Here is a 24,444-nt window from a genome sequence, read left to right on the forward strand (position 1 = left end):
GCGATCGGGCGGCCATGGTGGCGCCCCTCCTGCGAGGGCCGAGAAAAACCGGATGACCCAGGATATCTTGCAAGCTTTCGCCTTGGCGGCGCGCGAGCCGGCCCGGTTGGCCGATGTGGCTCCGCAATTCCGTTTCGCCAAGGTGAAGCCGACCGACGACTGCAACAGCCGCTGCATCACTTGCTCCTACTGGGAGACGCGGCATGAAGGCGAACTGTCGCTGACCGAAGTCTGCGACGCCCTGGCACAGTTGCGGGGCGTCGGGGTGACCGACGTGATGTTCTCGGGCGGCGAACCCACCTTGCGCAAGGACCTGCCGGAGATGATCGCTGAGGCGAAGCGCCTCGGGTTTTCCGGTATCAGCATGACGACCAATTGCCTGGCCCTCGGCGAAGGCAAGCTGGACCAGCTGCTGGAGGCCGGCCTGGGCGAACTGGTCCTGTCCTTCGAGGGCGAGTCGACCCATGACGCCATCCGCGGCGTCCCCGGCAACGCCGCCAAGGTCCACCGGGTGTTGGAGGCCTTGGTCGCCAGGCGGGACGGTGGGACCTACCCCAACCTGTCGATCAAGCTTGCCACCACCCTGATGAGCCGGACCCTGGATGAAGTCCTGGGAGTGTTGGACCTTTGCCGCCGGCACAAAGTCTCGGTCTTCTTCAACCTGATCGACAACGGCACCTATTTCTTCCAAGGGATTTCGGAAAGCCTGTTCGCCATCGCCGACCTGGAAGCATACGACCGCCTGGTCGACCGCCTGGTCGCCGCCAAGCGCGCCGAGCCAGGCTTGATCGGCAATTCCTTTTCCTCCCTGGAATACGCCCGCCGCTATTTCCGCGACCCGAAGCAGGCGGACATCCCCTGCTACTTGGGCTATGTCGGGCTGGAGGTCGACGCCAACGGCGACATCTATTCGAACTGCTGGGGTTTGCCGAAGATGGGCAATATCCGCAAAACCCGGCTAGCCGACATCGTCGGCGGCAAGGTCTATCGTCAGCGCTGCCGCGATATGTATGCCAAACGGTGCCGGGGCTGTTCCTGCGGCTACATCCTGAACCTTGCCTACCACCCGACATCCCGTGACTTCGACCGGGCCCAAGGCGGAACGGGCAATCTTACCTATGCCGGCGAAAGGACTTGACGCCTTGTTCGATCTGAACAGCTTCCTGGCATCGGGCCGGACCCTGGTCATCGCCGAAGTGGGCAGCAACCACGGCGGCGACCACAAGCTGGCACTGGAATCCGTCGCCGCCGCCAAGGAAGCCGGGGCCGACGTGGTGAAGTTCCAGCTGTTCAAGCCGGAAACCCTGGTCGACGACAAGTTCCCCGTCCTGAAATACATCCAGGGACCTCAGCGCACCCAACGGGAAAGGTTCGGGATCACCGCCTTGCCGGAAAGGCTGGTGCGCGACTTGGCCGAGGAGGCGAGCCGCCAGGGAATCGTCTTCATGGCCACCCCCTTCGATCTGGAGGCGGTGGACATCCTGGCGCCCCTGCAGCCTTGTTTCAAGATCGCGTCCGGCGACCTGACCAATCACCCGCTGATCGATGCGGTTGTGGCCAAAGGCATGCCCGTGATGATTTCAACCGGCCTTTCCGACGAAGACGAGATCGATGCCGCGGCAGCCAGGATTCCTGCGGATCTGTTCTTTCCGATGCATTGCGTCGCCGTCTATCCGACCCCCGACGACCAGGTAAATCTGGCGACCATCCCCTGGCTGGGCAAGAGATTCGGGCGCCCGGTCGGCTTTTCCGATCATTCGGGGGGGGGGGTGGCTTGCGTTGCTGCAGTGGCTCTGGGGGCCCGCATCGTCGAAAAGCATTTCCTGCCGCGAGACGACATGGCGGTAGCCGACAAGGCCCTGTCCATCGGGATTGCCGATTTCCGCCGGATGGTGGACGATATCCGCCGGGTCGAGAGCATGCGCGGCAGCGAAGGACGCCGGTTGGCATCGGGTGAGGAGTACTTCCGTACCGCCCTTAGGCGTTCCCTGTACGCTCGAGTCGATATTCCGATGGGAACGGCGATCACCGCCGATCGGATCGTCGCCCTTCGGCCGTGGCGGCCGGAAGCCGTCCCGCCTTCAGCCGCCGAATCCCTGCTCGGCCGCCTGACCTGCCGTCCCATTGCCGCCAACGAAGCCATCCTGTTTTCCGACCTCGTCCAAGACTGACCCTAGGTGATCCCCATGGCCCTGACGCCCCTCGATCTTTACCGCCACATCACCCGCAAGCGGGTCAACAACTATGTCTCGATGACCAACCGCTGGCGCGAGATCAAATGGTTTCTCGGGCAGGGTCACTTGGTTCCCCACGTCTGGGACCGGATCAAATGGTATGGCGGCCCGGCATTCCTGATCGCCCCGAATTATCCTTGCCATATCGAGGTCGAAGCTTCGGCGGCCTGCCAGATGAAGTGCCCCATGTGCGGCCAGGGCAAGATGTACGAACAGGGCCTGAAGATGGGCAACATGTCCATGGACCTGTTCAAGAAGATCGTCGACGAGGTCCACGACAAGGTTTTCTCCATCAAACTGTCCTGGCGCGGCGAGCCTTCGCTCAATCCGCAACTGCACGACATGATCCGCTACGCCAAGCTCGAAAAGAAGATGAAGAGCGTGGCGTTCCTGACCAACTTCGAGCGGTACGACGAGGCGGGTATCGACGACTTATTGACCACCGGTGTCGACTATGTGAGCGTTTCCGCCGATGGCCTGGGCGACGTATACGAACGCATCCGGTATCCGGCCAAGTTCGACGAAACCGTGGCGAAGATGAAATACTTCCGCAGGCGGCGCGACGAACTGGGCCTGATTCGGCCGTTGATCCGGGTGCAGACCATCTTTTCGGCCATTCGCGATTCGGCCGAGGACTACCTGAAGCTCTGGGAGCCCATCGCCGACCGGGTGAACTTCATCGCCGACCAATACCGCGCCGATCACAATGAAGACGCCTACGATCTGGACCCGGATTACATCTGTGGCGTCCCGTTCATCCGCATGGCCATCTGCTGGGACGGAAAGGTGACCCAGTGCTTTTCCGACTACGGCGAAAAGACCAACTATGGCGACATCAACAACCAATCGGTCTACACGGTCTGGCACAGCGAGGGCATGAAGCGTCTGCGCCAGTCCATGCGGGAAAAAACACGGCTGGAAAACCATGTGACCTGCCGAACCTGCGACCTGGGCGCCAAGATGAGCAGCGGTGAGTTCATCACGGTCCAGGGACGGGAACTGCCGGTCCGGATCAATGCCGGCAAGAAACTCGATCCCGATGATATGAATGCCAAGGAAAACCGGTGGAAGAAGAAGCCGAAGACCGCCTGACCGGGCTGGAAGGGGAGGCAAGGGGCATGGCCGATGGCGCCGGACGGGCGAAGGTGGATGCGCGGGTCTGGCTTTGCGACCTGACCTACACCCAGCAGGCCATTTCGTCGGACCCGATGCCCAATGCCATCGGCGGTATCGCCACCTTCACCGAAACCCTGGTGGAGTTGCCGGAACCGATCCGGATCATCAAGTATCCGGAAAAGCTCTCCGCTCTGCTGGATGAAGGGCCGCCACCGCAAGCGATCGGCTTTTCCAGCTACATCTGGAACTTCGAACTGGGCTACCGGTTCGCTCAGGCCATCAAGCGCCATGCGCCGGGAACGGTGGTCGTCTTCGGCGGGCCGAACTATCCGGTCTCGCCGACGGAGCAGAAGGAGTTCCTGGCCTCCCACCCGGCCATCGACTTCTACATCGTCAAGGAAGGCGAGGCGGCTTTCGCCGCACTGATCGCGGCGCTCGGTCGCCACGGCTTCGACGTTGCGGCGGTGAAGGCGCTGGACCTGCCTTCCGTTCATTCCATCGCTGCCGACGGCACCGTCCGCCTGCCCGGTCCCGCCGAACGCATCAAGGACCTGACCGTCATCCCGTCGCCTTATCTCACGGGCCGGCTGGACGAATTCTTCGACGGACGGCTGATGCCCATCATCCAGACCAACCGGGGTTGCCCCTTCACCTGCACCTTCTGCGTCGAGGGAACCCAGTACTACAACAAGATCTACCGCAACGCGGCAGCCAAGACGGCGGCCGAAGTCGCCTATATAGCCGAGCGGATGGTGCCCCTGCGGGAAAAGGGAGCCCGTCAGGATCTGTTCATCGCCGATTCCAACTTCGGGATGTTCAAGGAGGACCTGGAAACCTGCCGGGTCATCGCCGAATCGCGCCAGACGCGGAACTGGCCCCAGTACATCAGCGTTGCCACCGGCAAGAACCAGAAGGAGCGGGTGCTCGAAGCGGCCCGGCTCCTGGAGGGAGCCTTGCGCTTGGCCGGTTCGGTCCAGAGCATGGACGAGACGGTTCTGAAGAACATCAAGCGGAACAACATCTCTTTCGACCAGATGATCGAACTGGCGCTGAAATCCCAGGAAACCGGCGCCGCCGCCTATACCGAGTTGATCTTGGCCCTGCCGGGTGAGACCCGCGAATCCCATTTCCGGTCGATTTCGCAATTGATCGAAGCGGGCTTCCCGAAAATCAACTGCTACACGCTGATGCTGCTGCCGGGCAGCAACATGGACGAGCCGGAAACCCGGAAGACCTTCGCCTTCAATGTGAAACACCGGGTTTTTCCGCGTTGCTTCGGACACTTCAAGGTCTTCGGCGAGGACGTGATCGCCGCCGAGATCGAGCGCGTCGTGGTGACGACTAGCACCATGAGCTTCGATGACTACGTCGCCTGCCGGCGAATGCACCTGATCCTTTACTCCCTTTATTCGGATGCGATCTTTTCCGGACTGGTAAAGCTTCTTCAGATCCTCGAAATTCCCGTCTTCTCGTGGATGGAGATCGCCTACGCCGCCGAGATTCCCGCCGACCTCCAGGGTCTGTTCGATTCCTTCGAGCGCGCCATCCGCGAGGAATTGTGGGACGATCCCGAAAGCTTGCGCCGTTTCGTGCGCGAGCCGGGCGTGGTGGAGCGTTTCATCGGAGGAGAGCTGGGAATTAACGTGCAGTTCACCCACAAGGGTCTGGCCATGTCCCAGTATCTGGACGCCCTGGCGCCGTTCTCCCGAACAACCGTCCTGGAATGCATCCGGCGTGCCGGCAAGGCCACGCCCGAGGTGGAAGCCGCGGTCGACGACATCGTGCGTTTTCATTACATGCAGATCCGGGGAATCTTCACCGAACTGGATGCGGTCTACGAGGGCGAATTCACGTTCGACGTCAGCGGATTTGCCGCCGATCCGGCGCCTGGAACCTTGGAAGCCTACAGACTTCCGTTCCCCGTCCGCCTGCGCTTCGCCATGACGTCGGAACAGCAGTGGTCGATGAATTCGTATCTGGATACCTTCGGCCGCGGCCCGCTTGGATATGCCCGGATCGTCGCCAAGTTCCCCATCCAGAAGTTCTATCGCAGGCCCCTTGCGGTCGAAAGCGTTAGGGAGATGCAGTAATGTCCATCGAAACTTCCACCATAGCCTGCCCGATCTGCAGTTCCGCAACCACTTTTCTGTTTCGGCCGCTCTACACGCCCCGCCAACCGCAATGGGCGCGCCGCGTCGCCCATGTTCCCGGCGACCAGAGGAACGCCGAAGCCTATTTCCATTGCGACAACTGCGGCTACGTCTACCGTCCGGAAGGCCTGGAAACGGTCGCCGTCGTGTCGGCAGCGGAACCGGAAGGAAGCGCCGCCGAGAAAGCGGACGCCGCCATCTGCCCCGTGGCGCCCGCCGGCACGATTTCCACCCCGGAACTGGAAGCCGGCTTTCGCCGCCGGGGCGAGCAGCGCGAGCTGCCACCTTATCCCCAGCGCTACGATTGGGTGGCTGCCCATGCCGCCAAGGGACGCTTCCTGGACGTGGGCTGCGAATACGGCTACCTGGGCGCCGCCTTACGGGACCGGGGCTTCGACGCCATAGGCATCGATCCGGGGGCGGATGCCGCCAACATCGGCTGCCAGCGGCTGGGGATACCGATCGAGATCGGCCTCTACACTGCCGACGCCTTTCCGCCGGAAAGCTTCGATACCGTCGCCGCCGAGGGCGTGGCCTATTATTTCCGGCCGAGCCTGCGGGCGTTCCTGGATATCGCCAAGGGCCACCTGCGGCCGGGTGGCGTGGTCTACATGCAATTGCCCGGCGTAACGGGCACTGGGGATGCCTTCTTCCAGAACTTCGTGCGCTGCCTGGTACCCTACGAAGCGGTAGATTCCGTCTTCGCTCATGCCGGCTGGGAGATCGTCGCCAAGACGGACGAATGGTTCCAGAACGGCTCCTACGGCATTATCGCCCGGCCTTCCGACAAGGTATTGAACACACCCGCCAAGGCCGATCGGCAGCGGATTCTGGGCGACCTGATCTGTTCGGACTATGGACTGCTGCGCAACCGCGGTCCGGTTCCCGGCTGGGCGCGGGCGATTCAACTGCTGCTGCACGGACTGGCGCCCGGCGGCGCACTGCCGGGCTATTTCGCCCGTGGGCTCAACCGCCTATGGCCGGCCAAGGCCGGCTGATCCGGAGACTAAACATGGTAGGCAGATCAATGGGGCTGCTGAAGGGACTGGCCAGCTGGTCGCTGGTCGCCGCCATCACGCTGGTTCTGCTGGAGACGACTTCGGCGGCTGCGGTCTGGTGGCTGGCGCGCGAGCCCGGCAACGAACATCTGGCTCGGGCCATCGAACGCTTCCATCCCCTCTTCCACGAACCGGAACCGGTACTCACGCACTTGGCTCCCCACCGGCGCTCCGACGACGCCAATCCCTTCCGTTACGATTCCCGCACGGGCTACTCCAACAAGCCCAACAGCGTCTACGAGAACGCCATCCTGATCGGCCCCGAAGGATTCATCTGCAACGGGAAATGCGACCCGTTGCCGATGGACAAGCCGGCGAACGAAGCGCGGATCATGATTTTTGGCGGCTCCTCGGTAGCCGGCCAGGGGGCGGGCGACGGCGCCCACACCATCGCCGGCTATCTGGAGCGCATGGCCAACCAAGCCCGCCTGTACGGCGAACGAAGGGTCCGGGTCGTGAATGCGGGCGTCGGCGGCTTCTACAGCGCACAGGAACTGGCCCGCTTCCTGTTCGAAGGGCTTCTCTATCAGCCCGACGCGGTCATCTTTTTCCATGGCTCCAACGATTACCGGGCCTGGGAACATAGCTACCTGAGCCGCGATCTTTACGGCCCGCTGATTCGCGCCAACTACCACAGCTACGACTACCAGCTCATTCAGGCCATGGAGCGCATGCGCAGCCTGACGGGGACGCTGTCGCACTTCGTGGCCCTGGCGGACGACTATTTTCCGCTTTTCCACTACACCGTGACTCTGGCCAAGCATGTGCGTCTATTCGGGCTCAAGGGGCGAGGTGGCGGCACGACGGAAGCGGCCGGTACCGCCCGCTGGGAAAATGGGGGCATTCCGGCCGAAGCGATCCGCAGTTTTTCCGTCTGGACGGCCAATTCGGTATCCACGTTCGTCAGCAACGATATCTCTGCGGCGGGAGCCGCGCGGGCGCAGGGAGTCACCGCCCTGATGGCACTTCAGCCCGTATTGCTTTACCGGCGCAAAGTCGAATTGGCGCCGGCCGAACAGGAGCTTTTCGCTTCCGGCCGCTTTGCTACGCCCTACATCGACGGTTACTACCCTTTGGCCCGCGAACGATGGGCCGAATTGGCGTCGGCCAATGACGGCCAAGTGGAATTCGCCGACTTGTCGGGACTGTTCGAAACGGTGCCCGACCATATCTTCACGGATAACGTCCATTACACGCCGCGCGGCAACGAAATCATTGCCGCCGGTCTTCTGGAACGGTTGCAGGCGATGCGCGCGAAGCAGGCCCGATGACCGACGCCCCGATCATCATCCTCGGCTTCGGCCGCTCCGGCACAACCTGGATTTCGGATATCGTGTCCAAGGTACTGGGCAAGCTTGTGCTCTTCGAGCCGCTCCATCCCAGCGTGAACGAGGAATCCCGCCATTATTCCTATGCCTCGTGCGTCGATGGGCAAGGAATGGCGCCTTACCTGCGCCGGGTCCTGGCGAAGGAGCACCGCCGGCCCTGGCTGATGCGCAACCATGTACCTGTCCCGCTGAAGGATATCGATCCGTCGTTCGTCGATTTGCTTTGGGACCAGTGCGAAATAGCGGGGTTCAAGGAAATCCGGGCCAATTTCGTGATTCCCTGGCTCGCCCAAACCCTGTCGCGGCGCATCGTTTTCATCGTCCGCGATCCCTTCGCCGTCGTCGCCTCCATCCGGCGGCGGCTCAATTTCTGGGAATTCGGCTGGCCTGGAACCTACGAACTTCTTGTCGACCGCAACCTGGCCAACCAGGCCTACGACTCCATTCCGGCCATTCCGGCCTTGCGCGAACAGGCCAAGCGGATCGACAGCGACGTCGAGCGCATCGCCTTGATGTGGGCGATTACCCACGCGGTCGCCCTCGACGATATGGAACGGCTTGGGCTGCCGGTCTTCCATTACGAGGACTTCTATCTGAGCCCTTTCGAAACCACGCGACGGATGTTCGCCCACTTGGGGCACGGATCGCCGCATATCCACCCCGCCCATATCTTCACCCCTTCAATGACCACCCATAAGACGCTGCACGGTTTCTATGAATTCGATCGGCGCATCGAAGTCCGCAACCTGGACTTTTTCTGGCGCGAGGTCCTGAACGAGGCGGACCAGGCTGCGATCCGGCGCATCGTGGCCCCCCTGAACCTGCAACATCTTTACGGTCACCTCGCGTGATCGCCCGCTTCGGCCGAGTCCTGGCGCTTTTCGACAGCCAGACCCGATGGCGTCTGGCTGGGATGGCGCTTCTGATGGCGCTGGCCGCCCTGCTGGAGATGGCGGGCGTGGGCCTGTTCCTGCCATTCATCCAAGTGCTGGGAGATCCGTCCCGCCTCGAGACCCTGCCGGTGGTTCGCCACCTTTACGCCGCCCTGGCACCGGCGAATCCGACCCGATTTCTGCTGATCTCCATCCTTGGCTTGGCGCTTTTCTACCTGGGCAAGAACGCCGTGTTGCTCGCCATCGTCTGGGTCCAGAACCGGTTCGTCCTGAACCTGGAGGCCAATTTCGCCCGGCGGCTGATGGCGGGCTACCTGGGGCGGCCGTATCTTTACCATTTATCCCGCAACCAAGCGGAAATCCTGCGGAACGTCTCCTTATCGGTGATGCTGACCTTCACCGGGACCCTACTGCCCATTCTGACCATCGTCCTGGAGAGCCTGATGGCCGTCGCGATCCTGGGAACCCTCCTGGTCCTGGAGCCCCTGGGCACCTTGGCCGTGCTCACGGTCCTCGGGAGTACGGCTCTGGCCTTCTATGGGGCCCTCAGGAAGCGGGTGCACCGATGGGGTGGGCGGCTGGAGGGGATCAACGCCGAACTGGTCCAGCAGGTGCAGGGCTGCCAGGGCGCGATCAAGGAAATCCTGGTTCTGGGTTGCCAGGAGCAATTCGTCTCCGGCATCGCCCGCCTGGCGAGCGAACGTAGCCAAGTCCGACTGCGGATGATTACCGCCAACCAGGCTCCGCGCATGGTGATGGAAGCGGTCGGAGTCGGCGTTCTGCTCCTGCTTGCGGCGCTGCTGATCGCCAGCGACCGGCCAGTCGCCGAAGTGGTGCCGCTGTTGGGGATGTTTTCCATCGCCGCCTTCCGCCTGCTGCCTTCGATCAACCGAATCGTTTCCAATGCGGTAACGCTCAAGGAAAGCGGAGCGGCCTTCGAAAACGTCTGTCAGGACCTGGAAACCGCCCCGCCCCTGCTGCCGCCGGTGGAAGAGGAACGGCTGCCCTTCCGGCAAGAGATCGTTTTGCGCAATGTCGGCTTTACCTATCCGGGAGCGGACCGTCCCGCCCTGGAAGGGATCAACATCGACATCCGCCGTGGGCAGGAGATCGGACTGGTCGGACCCTCGGGATCGGGCAAGAGCACCTTGGTCGACATTTTGTTGGGGCTGTGCCCTCCGGCAACCGGGACCGTCGAGGTGGACGGCCGGGATCTGCGGCACGTGCTCGGGAACTGGCAGAAGGAAATCGGCTACGTCCCGCAGCGCATCCATCTGCTCAACGACAGCCTGCGCCGCAATGTCGCCCTGGGCGTTCCCAATGGCGAAATCGACGACGCACAGGTCTGGCGGGCGCTCGCCCTGGCCCAGGTGGACGAAGCGGTACGCCAACTGCCGGAGGGACTGGATACCGTCCTGGGAGACCACGGCCAACGCCTTTCCGGCGGCCAGCGCCAGCGCATCGGCATCGCCCGCGCGCTCTACCGCGATCCTGAAGTCCTGGTAATGGACGAGGCCACCAGCGCCCTGGACAACGAAACGGAGCACGCCATCACCCGCATGCTTTCCACTTTGCATGGGGAAAAGACGATCGTTATCATCGCCCATCGTCTGAATACCGTGCGCCATTGCGACCATTTGATCCTTATGTGTGCCGGCCGGGTAACCGATGTCGGGCGGTTCGGCGACTTGGCGCAGCGAAACCCCGATTTCCAACGGCAGATCGACCTAGCCGACTTGTCGTCGGCCATGAATTCCTCGGAATAGGCAAGGTTCCGGAACGATGAAGATCCTCCTCGTCACCACGCCGATCCGTCCCAGTCCTACGAGCTTCCCTCCGTTTGGGTCTCTATCGGTGATGAACTTCGCCCGCAAGCAAGGCTTTCACGACATTTCGCTGTACGATATCGACTGCTTGCGGCCCTCCTTCGAGGACGCCGTCGCCGAGATTCTGCGGCGCAAGCCCGACGTTCTGGGCATCAGCGCCGTGGTGTCCACCGCCTACGCCTATACCCGCAAGCTGTCCCGGGCGGTCAAGGAGGCCCTACCCGACACCCTGATCGTGGTAGGTGGCAACATGGCGGCCAGCGCCGAAATTCTTCTGCGTCGCACGGGTATCGATCTCTGCGTCACCGGCGAGGGTGAGGCCGTCTTCGCGAACCTACTGGCGCGGGCGCGAGCCACCCGCGATCTCCGCGATTTCCGGGATGTGGGTGGCTTGGTCCTGCTGAACGGAGACGGCGACCTCGTCAATACCGGGTACGAGCCGGCGCTCAGGCCGGAAGAGTTATACGACATCGACTGGTCGGACCTGGAAATGGGGTCGCGCATCGAGCACTTCTTCCCCAAGGTCGCCGACAACGTCACCCTGCTGAGCGAGACCTTCCATTACGACGGCCGGCTGTTCGAGGCGCACAGGCTGGAGAAAACCTACGGATTTCTCTACACCGCCAAGGGCTGCGTCTCGCGCTGCACCTTCTGCCACCGCTGGGACAAGGGGCTCAGGCGCATCCCGCTGGACATCGTCATGGCCCGGCTGGAGGAAATGATCCGCCGCTACAACCTGGGCTTCCTCAACATCGCTGACGAGATGTTCGGTGCCGACAAGAAGAAGCTGCTGGAATTCTGCGAGCGCATCAAGCCCTACGACATCATGTGGACAGCCAGTACACGCGTCACCGGGATCACCGCCGACCTGATGCGCACCATCGTCGATGCCGGCTGCGCCAACCTGAATTACGGCACCGAATCAGGCTCGGAGCGCATCCTCCAGGTGATGGAAAAGAAGACCTCCGTGGCACAGAACCGGGAAGCGATCCGTCTGTCTTATGAATTCGGCGCCGTGGCGCCCATCGCGCTGGTCATCGGCATGCCGGGGGAAGATCGCGAAACCATCCGCGAGACCATCGAGCTCTGCAAATTCGCCAAGACCCTCGACAAGCGCATCAACCCCAACAACCTGAGCATCAACTACGCTCAGGCACTGCCCGGCACGCCGCTCTATGAGTATGGCCGGCGCAAGGGTCTGATCGGCCAGGATTTGGACGGCGAGGAAGGATACCTGCTTGCCATTTCGGATCGCGACGCCCACGACGAATTCGCCACCCTAAACTTCACGGATTATCCGACTCTCGAAACCCAGACTTGGCGGCCGCTCATTACCGTCGAGGTCAACCAACATTTCGTCCGAACGTTCGGGATCGACCAGTACCTACGCGTCGTTCTGGCCGATCTCGATCTGGAGGGAACCGCCGGCTCCGACAGCGGCTACTATGCCAATCCCAAACGCCTGATCGAACAGGCCCGTTCCTCGGCGCCCGTGGCCAAGGAAGGCGACGATCTGCCGGCCCCGCGTCCGCCATCGCTGTGGCGGCTCGTGCGCTCGGGCCGCTGGGGTTTGGCGCTGGTCTGTCATCCCGTGCTGGCCTACCGGCTGCGGCGGTTCCTGCTGGGACTGGTGTTTCTGAAGAACATTCGCAAGTTCGGCTGGTCCTACAGTCTGGGCCTCTTGCAGGAATACCTGGCCTTCCATTTTGCCTTTCGGCGACGGCCGGCAACCCCGCCCGCCCGTTCCCTCCGCAAGATGGTGGAAGAAGACATGGGCGCGTTGCCGGGCGATGCTCCGGCAATGGCTCCCCTGCGCAAGGGACGCTGACCATGGCACCGATATTTCCTCCGCCCCGTCCCGCCGTCGCCGACCCTGCCCTCCGGCGTCCCGACTGGACCAGGGGCGACCGGCGCGACCCCGCCCGCCTGTGGCTGGACAAGAACGAGAATTCCGATCCCGACCTGGCCCGGGTGGTGCGCGAGGTGGTGGCCGGCGTCGATCCGTCGTTCCAGTTCACCTACCCAGAAACCCCGCCCGTCTATCGCAAGCTGGCCGCCTTCCTGGGGCTGAAGCCGGAGAACCTTTTGTTCGCCGCCGGCTCCGACGGTCTTATCCGCGCCGTTTTCGAGGCCTTCGTCGCGCCGGGGGACACCGTCTTGCACACGGCGCCCACCTTCGCCATGTACTTCGTCTATGCGAAGATCTACGGCGCCCGCGAGGTCACCCTGGCCTACGAGCCTTCCGACAAGGGTCCGGTCCTGCCGGCCGAACGCCTGATCGCCGCCATCCGCGCCGAAAGGCCGCGCGCGGTCTTCCTGCCCAACCCGGACAGCCCCACCGGCACCTGGTATCCCCCGGATACGATGCGGGCCATCGTCGAAGCGGCGGGCGAGGCGGGGGCCGTGATGCTGGTGGACGAGGCCTATTGGCCCTTCCACCCCGATACCTGCCTGCCCTGGGTGAACGACTATCCGCATCTGCTGGTTACCCGCTCCACCGGCAAGGCCTGGGGCCTGGCGGGGTTCCGTGTCGGCTACGGCGCGGCGGCACCGGAACTGGCTGCCATCCTGCACAAGGTCAAGGCCATGTACGAGGTCAACACCTTCGGGCTGGCGGTCTTCGAGCGCATGATCGACCGCTGGGACGCCATCGAGGCCTCCGTCCGCCGGCTGGAGGCCGGCAAGGCGGAATTCCTGACGGCCATGCGGGGACTCGGACTGAAGACCCTGGACGGGCGCGGCAACTTCCTGCACGTGGCCTTCGGCCCCCATGCGGAAAAGGTGCATGCGGCGCTAGGCGATCTGGTGTACTACCGGGCCGATTTCGCCGAACCCTGCCTGAAGGGCTACAGCCGCTTCTCGGCAACCACTCCGGAACTGTTCCAGCCGGTCATCCGGCGCATTGCAGAGGTCGTGACGTGAGCCTGACCAACGCCATCAACGTCGCCGTCATCGGCTGCGGCCGCATTTCGGGCCATCATTGCCGCTCCATCCGCGAGGCCGACGGCATGCGCATGGCCGCCGTCTGCGACCTGGTGCCGGAAAAGGGCGCGGCCTATGCGAAGGAATTCGGCATCCCGTCCTACACGGACTATCGGCAGATGCTGCGCGAGCATCCGGAAATCCAGGTGGTGGCCGTGGTCACCCCGTCCGGCATGCACCATGAACACGCCATGGAAATGCTGACCCGCTGGGGCAAGCACGTCATCATGGAAAAGCCTACCTTCATGCGGCCGGAGCAACTGATCGAAGCCTATGCCACCGCCGACCGGCTGGGGCTTCGGTTATTCCCGGTCTTCCAGAACCGCTACAACAAGGCGGTGGTGCGGGTCCGCCGGGCCATCGCCGCCGGCGAACTGGGCGACATCCGCATCGTGGCGGTGCGCACCCGCTGGTGCCGGCCGCAGCGCTACTACGACCTTGCCCCTTGGCGCGGCACCTTCAGCCACGACGGCGGCGCGCTGACCAACCAGGGCATCCACCACGTGGACCTGCTGCGCCACCTGGGCGGCGAAGTGGAAAAGGTGAACGCCACCATGCGCACCCTGGGCGCCGAGATCGAGGTCGAGGACACGGTGGTCGCCATCCTGGCCTACGGCACCGGCGCCGTGGGCAACCTGGAGGTTACCACCTCGGCACGCCCCAACGACTACGAGGCCTCACTCTCCATCGTCGGGTCCAAGGGCTTGGCGCAGATCGGCGGCATCGCGGTGAACGAGTTGCAGGTCTTCACCCCCGATCCGGCCGCCTGCCCGGAATGGTCGGAGGATTTCTCGACCTGCGTCTACGGCAACGGTCACGCCAAGATGTACCAGGACATCGCCGCCACCTTGCGCGACGGCACGCCCTATCCGGTGGCCCGCGAGGACGCGCTGAAGTCCCTGCGCCTGCTGCATGCTTTCTACCGCTCCGACGAGGCGGGCGGCTGGGTCGCCGTGGACGGCGAGGAACAATCGGTGCGCCTGGGCCGGCCGAACGATGCCGTTTCCAACCTCTACCGGACGCCGGACGCGTGACCGTGGCCCAGGATTTCGGCGGCAAGGGCGATATCCAGGCCTTCTGGAAATCGCTCTATCATTCCCTCTACGACGGCATGGAGGCGGGCCTGACCCGCGAGGCCCTGCTCAAGGGCCTGGACGCGTTGGAAGACCTGTTCCGCTTCCGCCGCCACATGGCGGTGGAGGAAATGCCCCTGGCCGGCCTGAAGGGGAAGCGGGTGTTGGAAATCGGCCCCGGCGCCGGCGGCCATTCGGCCCTGTTCGCCAAGCATGGCGCCCTGATGGCCAGCCTGGATTTGACTTTCGACCGCGCTCGCTCGGTGGATCGCAAGTTCCGCTTGCTGGACGATGTGGCCGAAGGCTGCGCGGCCCTGCAAGGCGATGCGGAATCGCTTCCCTTCGCCGATGGAACCTTCGACATCGTCTACTCCAACGGCGTCCTGCACCACACGGCCGACACCGGACGGGCGGTGGACGAGGTGCGGAGGGTGCTGAAGCCGGGCGGCCAGGCGGTCATCATGCTTTATTGCAAGAGCTCCTGGCACTACTGGTTCAACATGTTCTTCTGCGTCGGGCTGCTGAAGGGCCAGGCCTTCCGCCACCGCAACTGGCTGGGCCATGCCACCGAATGGGGCGGCAAGGATCGTCAGATGGTCGCCAATCCCTACACTCGTTGCTATACCCGGAGCGGCATCGAATCCCTGTTTGCCCGGTTCGTTGGCCTGACCGCCCGCAAGCACGAGTTCTATTTCTATCTGATCCCCAAGCTGGGCCGACTCTACCGCGCCTGGCAGATCAAGCGCTACGGCACCCATCCGGGCGGCATCCTGGTCTATGGGGAGCCTTGGCCGGTCTGGTCGCCGCTGGAAGCCTGGCTAGGTCCCCGGATCGGCTGGGTATGGTATATTTCCGCGCACAAGCCCAAGGAGGGGGGATGACGACCAAGTTGAGGATCGGCATCGCCGGCTACGGCGTGGTCGGCAAGCGTCGGCGCAAGTTCATCGACTTGCGCGACGACATGGCGACCGTCGCCGTCTGCGACCGCAACTTCGAGGGAAAGGGCGAACTGGCGGACGGCGTTCCCTATTACACCAACTACCGGGACCTGCTGGCCGGCGAGGCGTTGGACGCCTTGTTCGTCTGTCTGACCAACGACGTGGCCCCCGAAGCCACCGTCGCCGGGCTGGAAAAGGGGCTGCATGTCTTCTGCGAGAAGCCACCCGGCCGCAACGTGACCGACATCGAAGAAGTCATCGCCGCCGAGGCCCGCCATCCGCATCTGAAACTGAAATACGGCTTCAACCACCGCTACCACGATTCGGTGAAGGACGCGCTGGAGATCGTCCGTTCGGGCCGCATGGGCCGGGTGGTGAACATGCGGGGCGTCTACGGCAAGTCCAAGTTCATCAGCTTCGGCGCCCATTCCGACTGGCGGGTGCAACGTGCCGTGGCCGGCGGCGGCATCCTGCTGGACCAGGGCATCCATATGGTCGATCTGATGCGCCTGTTCGCCGGGGAATTCGTTGAAGTCCACAGCTTCGTCGCCAACGACTTCTGGGGCCACGACGTGGAAGACAACGCCTACGCCCTGATGCGAACGGCGGACGGGGCGGTGGCCATGCTGCATTCCACCGCCACCCAGTGGCGCCACCGCTTCAGCCTGGAGATCACCCTGCAGAAGGGCGGCCTGATCCTTTCCGGCATCCTGTCGGGATCGAAGAGCTACGGAGCCGAGACCCTGACCGTCATCGACCCCGACGACGACGACCAGGGCGATCCCCGCGAGGTGACCACCCGCTACAACCACGATCCCTCCTGGGCCGACGAGATCGCCGAATTCGCCGACGCGATCCTGCGGGGCGGCAGCATCGCTTCCGGGACGTCCGACGACGCCTTGCGGACCATGCAGCTGGTCTATCGCATCTACTGCGCCGACCCGGAGTGGAAGGCTAAATGGGATCTAGAAATGTCTGGCTAGGGGCCAGAAATCGGGGTAAATGGAACGCTCGCTATTTTCGGAAGAGTGAGATCTATGCATTTGTGGCGGACTTGGTGGTAATATTCCGGAATTCCCGTAGCCGTACAGGAATGGGGCGCATAAAGTGGGTATCGCGACGAAGATTAGACATCTGGGTATCATTGTTCTCTTAAGTATCACGCTTCTCGAGATCGTGATGCGGATCTTCGTTGCTTACGACCTATTACCTGGTCGGATGCACCGGGCCGTTTTGAGCAAACCAGAGACATTCGATATGGAGTTCGAGGGAATTGTTCTGAACAACGCCTACAAGAAGGGAGTTGCCTTTATTGATAACGGCACCACCAATTATGTGAACGACTATGGGGGATACGGCCCGGAGTTCGATTACAGCCGGGATGCGCTTCGCGTGCTAACGCTCGGCAGCTCGTACACCCAGGGCTGTTGCGTTGCACCGGAGGATGCCGATCATATCTACTCCCGTGTGGCGGAACAGCAGCTCACCGAAGTCCTTGGAAGAAATGTCCAGTTCGCCGACGCATCGGCCCCGCCGGGCGGTGGCTATATCGAGTGGTTCCGTATTCGCTATGGAAACCGCATCGTTCAGCAAAACGTCCAGCACGATGCCGTTATTCTGGAGCTTTGTCTTGCCAGCTTCAATCCCTTCATCAAGGACTGGATGACGGAGGGATATCAGCGTTTGAATTTCCCGATCCTGGCGCCAATCGAAGATCTCTATTCTTTCCGGCTTATTCGCTGGCTCGCCGTGGCGGTACCGAAAGCGTTAGGGGCGCGGTTGGGCTTGCGGGAATTCGTGGGACTTCCCGGCTACTCCAGCGCGAAGGGTTTGGTCTGGGAGGCTCGTTATGCCGAGCTCAAGGCCCAGGACAGACCATCATTCGATGTCGGCCGGCTGCTGGATATGTCGCCGGATCAGGTTGCACGCGCCAACCAGGAAGCCGTCGAACGCCTGGAAACTTTTCCCGAGGTCCTCGATCAAGTCCTCGCGGTAAACCAACTCGTTCGTCGCGTCCCGGAACGCCCGATGATTGTTCTCATTTTTCCGGAGTTCTATGAGAGCGAACTGGCTACGATCATTCACTTCCTGAAAAAGCACGACATTCCGTTTATTTACCTGAACGATATGCGAAACGGTACGGATCGGACGATCTGGGCCGATGAAGGACACCCATCCACCCGCAATGGCCAGAAAGTTTGGGCTGACGAGATGGTTAGGCAACTGCTTCCTCTCCTGCCCGCTAAGGCCCATTAGGAAACGACGAGATGACCAAGAAACCGTCCGAACACGCGCAACTGGTTCGTGAGATTATGGGCTTCATCAAAGCCAGGAAGAAGTTTTGGCTCGCTCCGCTCATTTTCGTCCTGATCATGATTGGATCGCTGTTCTTGGTTCTTGAGGGATCCGCACTGGCGCCGTTGATCTACACGATTTTCTAATCGCCGGGTTTGATGGAAATGTCCCCGTTCCCGCATCAAGATAGTGACGTCCATCTCAGCCAAAGGGAGTTCTTCGACAAACATCCCTTTCCCGGATTGCACCTTCCTGAGGATGTGACACGCGCGCAGTTCATCAACATTCTTGAGAAGAACCACCTCTATCGGTGCATCCGGGGACTACTCTTTCCGGGGTGTCGTCTTTTGGATGCCGGATGCGGCACAGGGGAATTCACGGCCTATCTATCCATGGGCACCGACGCCGAGGTCATCGGAATCGACTACAGCCAGGCAACCATTGCCTGGGCGCGCAACCTCGCCACCAAGGTGCCTGGATTGGGGCGGGTCGATTTCCGGGAAGCCGATGTCTTTGCCCTGTCGAACGAATACCGGGGGAACTTCGACGTCGTTTTGGCGATGGGATTGTTCCCATCGATTCCCCGTGAACAGGAAGGGCTGCGGAACCTGGTCGACACCCTGAAGCCGGGCGGCATCGCGATATTCGGCTTTTTCGATCCGGTCGGCCGTGCCTATCTGCGCCTGAAGCGTTGGCTGCTACAGGCTTCGGCAAGGTGCTTTGCCGACCAGGAGGCCATCGTCCGGAAGGCCATGATGGCCCACGTGAAGGACGAGAATCTGGTGCGATGGCAGATCAACCAGCTGACCGAGGAATTTCTGAACTTCCACTCTCCTCGAAGGGCATGGAGCATGATGGCGGAAGCAGGTCTTTCCGTGACCGACTGTTTTCCGTCCTGCCAAGCCCTGGGAGGCATCTATCCGGAGGCCCTTGAGGTCAAGGAAGCGATGGCGAAGCCGTTTCCGACCCTGGGAGGGCAGATGCGCTGGCTGATGGAAGGTACGGACGGCTATTTCGTGCTGGCCGGCAGGAAAGGAGGCTGAGGGCCATGCTCTCTCCGTTTTTTCGAACCCCGACCCCGACCCTGGGCGCCTTCGCCGCCAAGGTCGCCCTCGCTTGCCTCGTGGCCATTGAATTCCTTTGGAGAATAATCAGCAAGGGCTTGCTGGGCTTTGGGCACGTTATGTCCTTGATCAACTTCTCGCTTGTATATCTGATAACGGCACCCTTGTGCCTGTTGATCTATTCGTTGTCGCGACCGCCCGCCTCGGTTACGACGTTCTCAATCGAGCCCGAAACGCCGCCGACGCGGGACGAGCTGTCTCGGATGTACGGATCATGATCCTGGCCCTGAATGCATACGACCGGCCTTTTCGGGCCCTGCTGGTCCGGGAACCGGGCAAAGATATGATCCTGGTGCGGGGCAACGACGATTTCCCGGGGGACGGACGGCATGAGTTTCCCTTGAATGAGTTAGTCCAGCTCCTCGCCGACCACGACGTCGCGGGGCGGGATATCAGGACCGTGGTGATCACCGGCAAACCTCTTCATGCCTTTATGGCCTTCATCGAATCATCCCTCCTGCCCCCGACCCCTGGGGGCATGGTTGGCTTCGCCAAGGCAATGCCCCACTACTTCGGCCATGGGCTCCGGTTTTTCAGTAAACTGGGCCAAGCTCTTCATCACCATCCAGAGATCCTCTATACTCCGAGTTCCAGGGCCGCTGCATTTGGAGCTGGACTGCTTTCCGAACCCGGACCCTACCTGTTTTGGCGCTGGCGGAGCGACGGAGATTGTGGCGTCCTGGTGGATCGGGAGTCCGGCATGGTTTCCCTAATTGCTCATGGAAACAATGTCTTGCGCCGCTTTAACGATATCTCCTCGCAGGAGGCCTTGGCGAGAGCCGGAGACCGGCCACCGAAATGCGTGATCCTGGATCACCACTTGGCGAATTCGGATTGGAGCGACATAGGGATAAGAACGGATAGCGCCACATTGGAATTATTCGGATCTATCTTGTATGCTTTCTCAAGCATGCCGGATTCACAAATACCATCCGCCCTTATCAAGGCCTCGTTGGCTGGTTTTCTCGCATCGGCAGCCGATGCCCCCTGGAATCGATCCGGCAAGCTGTACCTTCAAACGATCAGCGGGATACAGTGATCATGGAAAACAGCGATGTCGAAAAGAATGTTAAGCCCATGGAAGATGCGGCGCCGCTCCCGACGAACCTGCGCCGGACCGTACGTTTGGCTTTATTATTCAGCCTAAATGTCTATATCGTGGCCCATATCATACTTTGGTACGGCTTCGACATCCAGCCCTGGGGCAAGACGGCCATGACCGGCGTTCCCGCGTTGGTTCGGGGCAATATCAATATCGCGGCCGTTATGGTGTTCCTGATCCTGGTGTCCGTGTTTTTTTTCGGACGGGCGTTCTGCGGATGGGGATGCCACCTGCGGGGTATCATCGAGTTTGCAGACTGGACCATGCGCAAGCTTCAAATGCAGGGCTACATGAAGCTGCGGCGGCGGAACATCCTGATCAACACCCGTTACGCCTGGCTCATCCGCGGCGGTGCTTTCACGATCCTGCTGATGCCGGTCCTGGTCTATCTAACCAACAACCCGTTTTCGATTGCCGTGGACCTGGGGTCACCTCCGCCGTGGACCGACATGCCGGGCGACCGTGGGCAATTGTTTGCTTCACATGCCCCCATCAACATGGCGCTGACCTATACCCTGGGCGAAATCGCTTTCCTGATCGCACTGTCCCTGGTGATCATCGCAACGGCCACCTTCGTCTTCACCTATTTCTACGGACAGGCGGCGTTTTGTCGAATCCTCTGCCCCTATGCCTTTCTTCTGGCGTTGTTCATGAATTTGAATCCGTTCCAGCGCAAGATCACGCGGACCGGAGACTGTACCGGATGCCGAAAGTGCGCCACGAATTGTCCCCAAGGAATCGATGTCAGCAGGGAAATCCACCACTACAATGGCAAGGTCCGGAATCGGGAATGCGTGAAATGCTTCACCTGCGTCGATGTCTGCGACGCCAAGATCCTGAAGGACACGTGGAAGCCCGCCGCGCCGCAAATCGCGCCTCGGAGGGAATACGAAAGGAAGCCGTGGCACAATGAGTTCCATCATGTGCAGTCCATCGAACCTATCGACCCCGTGCTCGATTTCATATCGATGCTTTTGGCGCTGTTCAGCGGCGTTCTGGCGTCCCGGTTCGGCGGGTTCTGGTTCTTCGTCGGTTTCATCGTCGGCTTCATGTTGATTCGTCTGCTTCTCCGTTATGGTATTCATTGGGTCAAGAGCCGGCCCTTGGTTCCATCCTCGAAGTGACGCGCAAGGGAGACCATCCTTGGAATCCGCCGAAATCTACGAACGTCTGACACCCATCTTCCAGGACGTCTTCGACCGCGACGACCTGGTTCCCCACGCCGCGCTCAGCGCCGCCGACGTCGAGGAATGGGACAGCCTCAGCCACATCCGCCTGGTGGTCGCCATCGAGCAGGCCCTGAATATTCGCTTCACCATCGGCGAACTTTCGAGCCTGAAGAATGTCGGCCAGATGGTCGACCTGATCCGAGGCAAGCTGTGATCGAAGCGGCGGCCGTCCTGGACGGGTCCGATCTTGCCGAAGGCCGGACCGAGCGTCTCGCCTTCCGCGTCGGCGCCGCCGAGATGGAGGCCTTCGCCGTCCTGTCCGGCGACCGCAATCCCCTGCATCTGGACGAGGACTTCGCCCGTGGGCGGGGCTTCGCCGGACGGGTAGTCTACGGCGGCCTGATCCTGGCCCAGGTCTCGCGCCTGCTAGGCATGCGCCTGCCCGGCCGCGACGGTGTCTGGGTTTCGGTGCGCATGGATTTCCGCGCTCCCCTCTACCTGGACGAGGATGCCTTGCTAGAAGCCGCCGTCGCCCACGTCTCGGAGGCAGGTCGCCTGGTAAAGATAAGGCTGGCCGTGAAAGCCGGTGACCGCCTGGTCGCCAGCGGCAGCGCCGAATCGGTGATGGGCCTCCATGGTTGAGGCGGTCCTGATCGCCGGCGGCAGCGGTGGCATTGGCAGTGCGGTGGCCCGCCGCCTAGCCGCCGCAGGCCTCAAGCCCCTTGTGGGCTACGGACGGAACCGGGCGGCGGCGGAAGCGCTGGGCTGGGCGATACCCCTCGACATGTCGGACCCCGCCGCTATCGATGCCGCCGTCGAGGAAGCCGCCAAGGAACCTTTGCTGGGCTTGGTGCTGGCCGCCTCGCCCCCGCCGGTCCTGGCTCCCTTCGGCCAGATCGCGGCCGACGACATGGAGCACCAGTGGCGGATCAACGTAGTGGGTGCGCAGCGCCTGCTGGCCGGCATCGTAAAACGCTGCTTCCGTCCCCGCAAGAAGGGGATCGCCGTAGCCGTCCTGACCGCTGCCATGGGCGACGGCAAGATGGCGGCCATGCCGAACCTGGGGGCCTACGTGATCGCCAAATACGGGCTGCAGGGCGTCATGGCGGCAGCAGCAGCCGAATATCCCTGGCTGGAGACCCACTTGGTGAGGCCCGGCTTCACCGAAACCGCCATGTTGGACGCCTTCGATCCCCGCTTCCTGGACCTGCTACGTGCTAAAAAGTCTTTCGCAGCCCCCGAGACGGTGGCGGAAGATATTTGCGCGCCCTTCATGGCGGATATCCCATGACTTGGTCCAGCGCCGACCTGCCTTGGCTGCCTCGCCCGCCTGCGGATTACCGCGAGCTTTGCCGTGCCACCCAGAAGACATCCGCCGACAAGGGCACGACCTTGCGCCGCCTGGCCACCGCGGCCCTCGACCTCAACCAGCTCACCCGCCTGGCCAAGGCCGCTGGAACGGATATCGACGCCCTGGCGCCCTTGCGGCCCTTCCGCCTGGGGCTGTTGTCCAACGGAACCATGGACCTGGTTGTCCCCGCCCTGGTGGCTTCGGCCCTGCGCCACGGGGTGGCGCTGCAAGTAGTCGCCGCACCTTTCGACCAAGCCATGCAATGGGCCCTGGATTCGTCGTCGCCCTTACACGCGGCCCGGCCCGACGCCGTGCTACTGGCTTTCGACCATCGTGCCTACGGCCTGCGGCCGCAACTGGCAGGAGCCGAGGAGGCCCTCGCCGCCGCCCTGGCCAAGGTCGCTACCATCCGCGGCGGCTTGCAGGCCGGCAGCGGCGCTCCCCTGATCGTCCAGACCCTGCCGCCGCCGCCGGAAAGCCTGTTCGGCAGCTACGACCACCGGTTGGGTGGCAGCTTGGCGCGCTTGGCCGAAGCTTTCAATCAGGCGGTCGCCGACAGCGGGGACCTGCTGTTGGACGTCGCCGCCATCGCCCGCGCCGTCGGCACCGAGGCCTGGCACGACCCTTTGCAGTGGCACATGGCCAAGCTGCCCTTCGCGCCGCGCTTCGTGCCGCTTTACGCCGACCACGTGGGGCGCCTGTTGGCGGCCGTGCGCGGCCTTGCCCGCAAGTGCCTGGTGCTCGACCTGGACAATACGCTCTGGGGCGGAGTGATCGGCGACGATGGCCTGGAAGGCATCGAGATCGGCCAGGGCAGCGCCGTCGGCGAGGCTCACCTGGCCCTGCAGGATGTCGCCCTGGATCTGCACGCGCGCGGCGTTGTGCTAGCCGTCTGCTCGAAGAACGATGATGAAGTGGCCCGCCGGCCCTTCCTGGAGCATCCCGACATGCTCCTGAAAGCCGACCACATCGCGGTCTTCCAGGCCAACTGGACCGACAAGCCCACCAACCTGAAGGCCATCGCGGCGGCCTTGAACATCGGCCTCGACGCCCTGGTCTTTGTTGACGACAACCCTGCCGAACGGGCCGTCGTGCGCCGGGAACTGCTGGAAGTGGCTGTGCCCGAACTGCCGCCCGACCCGGCGCTCTATGCCCGCACCTTGATGGCCGCCGGATATTTCGAGGCAGTGGCCCTTTCCGACGACGACCGCAAGCGCACCGCCCAGTATCGGGACAACGCCCGGCGGGCACAATTGGAAGCGAGCAGCACCGATCTGACCGGCTACCTGCGTTCGCTGGACATGACCATCCACTTCGCACCCTTCGACGCCCTGGGACGGGCGCGCATCGCCCAACTCATCAACAAGTCCAACCAGTTCAACCTGACCACCAGGCGCTATACCGAAGCCGAGGTGGCACGCCTGGAAGCCGATCCGTCCTGCTTCACCCTGCAAGTGCGCCTGGCCGACATCTTCGGCGACAACGGCATGATCGGGGTGGTCGTCTGCCGCCCCGCCGGGGCCGACTGGGAAATCGACACTTGGCTGATGAGTTGCCGGGTGCTGGGGCGCCAAGTGGAGAACGCGGTCCTGGACGAAATCGTGCGGGCGGCGGCGGAACGGGGCGTGGCGGCGCTGGTGGGACGCTACATCCCCAGCGGGCGCAATGACCTGGTCAGGGACCATTACGCCAAGCTGGGCTTCGCGGCGGCAGGCGCCGGGGAGCGGGGGGCGACCGTCTGGCGCTTGGCCGTGGCCGATTATGCCCCCTTTGCCCCGCCCATGCGGACGGCCCGCGGATGAAGG

Annotated in this window: 22 protein-coding genes; all 22 read left to right on the plus strand. The window is 62.6% G+C overall.

Annotation, left to right across the window (positions count from 1 at the left end; translation table 11 throughout):
- Positions 1-52 precede the first annotated feature (52 nt).
- Entirely contained in the window at positions 53-1,138 is a 1,086-nt protein-coding gene (locus H7841_00365; GenBank protein ID MEO5335335.1) for a radical SAM protein, read from the plus strand.
- A 4-nt stretch (positions 1,139-1,142) separates the two neighbouring features.
- The gene (locus tag H7841_00370) at positions 1,143-2,171 is read left to right on the plus strand and encodes an N-acetylneuraminate synthase family protein (GenBank protein ID MEO5335336.1); all 1,029 of its coding nucleotides are present in this window, start codon (positions 1,143-1,145) and stop codon (positions 2,169-2,171) included.
- 15 nt (positions 2,172-2,186) lie between these two features.
- A complete protein-coding gene (locus tag H7841_00375) occupies positions 2,187-3,326 on the plus strand; it encodes an SPASM domain-containing protein (GenBank protein MEO5335337.1) in 1,140 nt (379 codons plus the stop codon).
- Positions 3,299-5,440 carry a hypothetical protein gene (locus H7841_00380; protein ID MEO5335338.1) on the plus strand — a complete coding sequence of 714 codons (2,142 nt, stop codon included), beginning with the start codon at positions 3,299-3,301 and terminating at the stop codon, positions 5,438-5,440. The genes H7841_00375 and H7841_00380 overlap by 28 nt, the downstream gene beginning before the upstream one ends.
- The gene (locus H7841_00385) at positions 5,440-6,498 is read left to right on the plus strand and encodes a class I SAM-dependent methyltransferase (protein ID MEO5335339.1); all 1,059 of its coding nucleotides are present in this window, start codon (positions 5,440-5,442) and stop codon (positions 6,496-6,498) included. The genes H7841_00380 and H7841_00385 overlap by 1 nt, the downstream gene beginning before the upstream one ends.
- Before the next feature lie 14 nt (positions 6,499-6,512).
- Positions 6,513-7,829 carry an SGNH/GDSL hydrolase family protein gene (locus H7841_00390; protein ID MEO5335340.1) on the plus strand — a complete coding sequence of 439 codons (1,317 nt, stop codon included), beginning with the start codon at positions 6,513-6,515 and terminating at the stop codon, positions 7,827-7,829.
- Positions 7,826-8,737 carry a sulfotransferase gene (locus H7841_00395; GenBank protein MEO5335341.1) on the plus strand — a complete coding sequence of 304 codons (912 nt, stop codon included), beginning with the start codon at positions 7,826-7,828 and terminating at the stop codon, positions 8,735-8,737. Before H7841_00390 ends, H7841_00395 begins: the two co-directional genes overlap by 4 nt.
- On the plus strand, positions 8,734-10,545 hold the full coding sequence (locus H7841_00400; GenBank protein MEO5335342.1) for an ABC transporter ATP-binding protein/permease: 1,812 nt from the start codon (positions 8,734-8,736) through the stop codon (positions 10,543-10,545). The genes H7841_00395 and H7841_00400 overlap by 4 nt, the downstream gene beginning before the upstream one ends.
- A 91-nt stretch (positions 10,546-10,636) precedes the next feature.
- Positions 10,637-12,433, plus strand: coding sequence for a B12-binding domain-containing radical SAM protein (locus H7841_00405; GenBank protein MEO5335343.1), 1,797 nt, complete (start codon positions 10,637-10,639; stop codon positions 12,431-12,433).
- A 2-nt stretch (positions 12,434-12,435) separates the two neighbouring features.
- The gene (locus H7841_00410) at positions 12,436-13,527 is read left to right on the plus strand and encodes a histidinol-phosphate aminotransferase family protein (protein ID MEO5335344.1); all 1,092 of its coding nucleotides are present in this window, start codon (positions 12,436-12,438) and stop codon (positions 13,525-13,527) included.
- Positions 13,524-14,621, plus strand: coding sequence for a Gfo/Idh/MocA family oxidoreductase (locus H7841_00415; protein ID MEO5335345.1), 1,098 nt, complete (start codon positions 13,524-13,526; stop codon positions 14,619-14,621). The genes H7841_00410 and H7841_00415 overlap by 4 nt, the downstream gene beginning before the upstream one ends.
- Positions 14,618-15,541 carry a class I SAM-dependent methyltransferase gene (locus tag H7841_00420; GenBank protein ID MEO5335346.1) on the plus strand — a complete coding sequence of 308 codons (924 nt, stop codon included), beginning with the start codon at positions 14,618-14,620 and terminating at the stop codon, positions 15,539-15,541. The genes H7841_00415 and H7841_00420 overlap by 4 nt, the downstream gene beginning before the upstream one ends.
- Entirely contained in the window at positions 15,538-16,581 is a 1,044-nt protein-coding gene (locus H7841_00425; GenBank protein ID MEO5335347.1) for a Gfo/Idh/MocA family oxidoreductase, read from the plus strand. Before H7841_00420 ends, H7841_00425 begins: the two co-directional genes overlap by 4 nt.
- Before the next feature lie 124 nt (positions 16,582-16,705).
- Positions 16,706-17,854, plus strand: a complete 1,149-nt coding sequence (locus tag H7841_00430) for a hypothetical protein (protein MEO5335348.1) — start codon at positions 16,706-16,708, stop codon at positions 17,852-17,854.
- Between the two features lie 11 nt (positions 17,855-17,865).
- Positions 17,866-18,039, plus strand: coding sequence for a DUF5989 family protein (locus H7841_00435; GenBank protein MEO5335349.1), 174 nt, complete (start codon positions 17,866-17,868; stop codon positions 18,037-18,039).
- Positions 18,040-18,057: 18 nt separating this feature from the next.
- A complete protein-coding gene (locus tag H7841_00440; protein ID MEO5335350.1) occupies positions 18,058-18,936 on the plus strand; it encodes a class I SAM-dependent methyltransferase in 879 nt (292 codons plus the stop codon).
- A gap of 295 nt (positions 18,937-19,231) precedes the next feature.
- The gene (locus tag H7841_00445) at positions 19,232-20,056 is read left to right on the plus strand and encodes a hypothetical protein (GenBank protein ID MEO5335351.1); all 825 of its coding nucleotides are present in this window, start codon (positions 19,232-19,234) and stop codon (positions 20,054-20,056) included.
- Positions 20,057-20,058: 2 nt separating this feature from the next.
- Positions 20,059-21,243 (plus strand): 4Fe-4S binding protein, encoded by a 1,185-nt coding sequence (locus H7841_00450; protein MEO5335352.1) that lies wholly within the window; start codon positions 20,059-20,061, stop codon positions 21,241-21,243.
- 19 nt (positions 21,244-21,262) lie between these two features.
- Entirely contained in the window at positions 21,263-21,502 is a 240-nt protein-coding gene (locus tag H7841_00455; protein ID MEO5335353.1) for an acyl carrier protein, read from the plus strand.
- On the plus strand, positions 21,499-21,930 hold the full coding sequence (locus tag H7841_00460; GenBank protein ID MEO5335354.1) for a hypothetical protein: 432 nt from the start codon (positions 21,499-21,501) through the stop codon (positions 21,928-21,930). The genes H7841_00455 and H7841_00460 overlap by 4 nt, the downstream gene beginning before the upstream one ends.
- Entirely contained in the window at positions 21,923-22,579 is a 657-nt protein-coding gene (locus tag H7841_00465; protein ID MEO5335355.1) for an SDR family oxidoreductase, read from the plus strand. The genes H7841_00460 and H7841_00465 overlap by 8 nt, the downstream gene beginning before the upstream one ends.
- On the plus strand, positions 22,576-24,441 hold the full coding sequence (locus tag H7841_00470) for an HAD-IIIC family phosphatase (protein ID MEO5335356.1): 1,866 nt from the start codon (positions 22,576-22,578) through the stop codon (positions 24,439-24,441). Before H7841_00465 ends, H7841_00470 begins: the two co-directional genes overlap by 4 nt.
- Positions 24,442-24,444: the final 3 nt, after the last annotated feature.

Origin of the sequence: Magnetospirillum sp. WYHS-4, from assembly GCA_039908345.1 — a bacterium.
In the GTDB taxonomy this organism is placed as follows: Bacteria; Pseudomonadota; Alphaproteobacteria; order Rhodospirillales; family GLO-3; genus JAMOBD01.

What these genes read in the sequence shown, in the direction of transcription:
- H7841_00405 (MEO5335343.1), top strand. Translation starts at nt 10,637, where the DNA reads ATGAACTTCGCCCGCAAGCAAGGCTTTCACGACATTTCGCTGTACGAT.
- H7841_00445 (MEO5335351.1), top strand. Translation starts at nt 19,232, where the DNA reads ATGATCCTGGCCCTGAATGCATACGACCGGCCTTTTCGGGCCCTGCTG.
- H7841_00435 (MEO5335349.1), top strand. Translation starts at nt 17,866, where the DNA reads ATGACCAAGAAACCGTCCGAACACGCGCAACTGGTTCGTGAGATTATG.
- H7841_00450 (MEO5335352.1), top strand. Translation starts at nt 20,059, where the DNA reads ATGGAAAACAGCGATGTCGAAAAGAATGTTAAGCCCATGGAAGATGCG.
- H7841_00375 (MEO5335337.1), top strand. Translation starts at nt 2,187, where the DNA reads ATGGCCCTGACGCCCCTCGATCTTTACCGCCACATCACCCGCAAGCGG.
- H7841_00385 (MEO5335339.1), top strand. Translation starts at nt 5,440, where the DNA reads ATGTCCATCGAAACTTCCACCATAGCCTGCCCGATCTGCAGTTCCGCA.
- H7841_00425 (MEO5335347.1), top strand. Translation starts at nt 15,538, where the DNA reads ATGACGACCAAGTTGAGGATCGGCATCGCCGGCTACGGCGTGGTCGGC.
- H7841_00395 (MEO5335341.1), top strand. Translation starts at nt 7,826, where the DNA reads ATGACCGACGCCCCGATCATCATCCTCGGCTTCGGCCGCTCCGGCACA.
- H7841_00390 (MEO5335340.1), top strand. Translation starts at nt 6,513, where the DNA reads ATGGTAGGCAGATCAATGGGGCTGCTGAAGGGACTGGCCAGCTGGTCG.
- H7841_00440 (MEO5335350.1), top strand. Translation starts at nt 18,058, where the DNA reads ATGTCCCCGTTCCCGCATCAAGATAGTGACGTCCATCTCAGCCAAAGG.
- H7841_00365 (MEO5335335.1), top strand. Translation starts at nt 53, where the DNA reads ATGACCCAGGATATCTTGCAAGCTTTCGCCTTGGCGGCGCGCGAGCCG.
- H7841_00470 (MEO5335356.1), top strand. Translation starts at nt 22,576, where the DNA reads ATGACTTGGTCCAGCGCCGACCTGCCTTGGCTGCCTCGCCCGCCTGCG.
- H7841_00465 (MEO5335355.1), top strand. Translation starts at nt 21,923, where the DNA reads ATGGTTGAGGCGGTCCTGATCGCCGGCGGCAGCGGTGGCATTGGCAGT.
- H7841_00410 (MEO5335344.1), top strand. Translation starts at nt 12,436, where the DNA reads ATGGCACCGATATTTCCTCCGCCCCGTCCCGCCGTCGCCGACCCTGCC.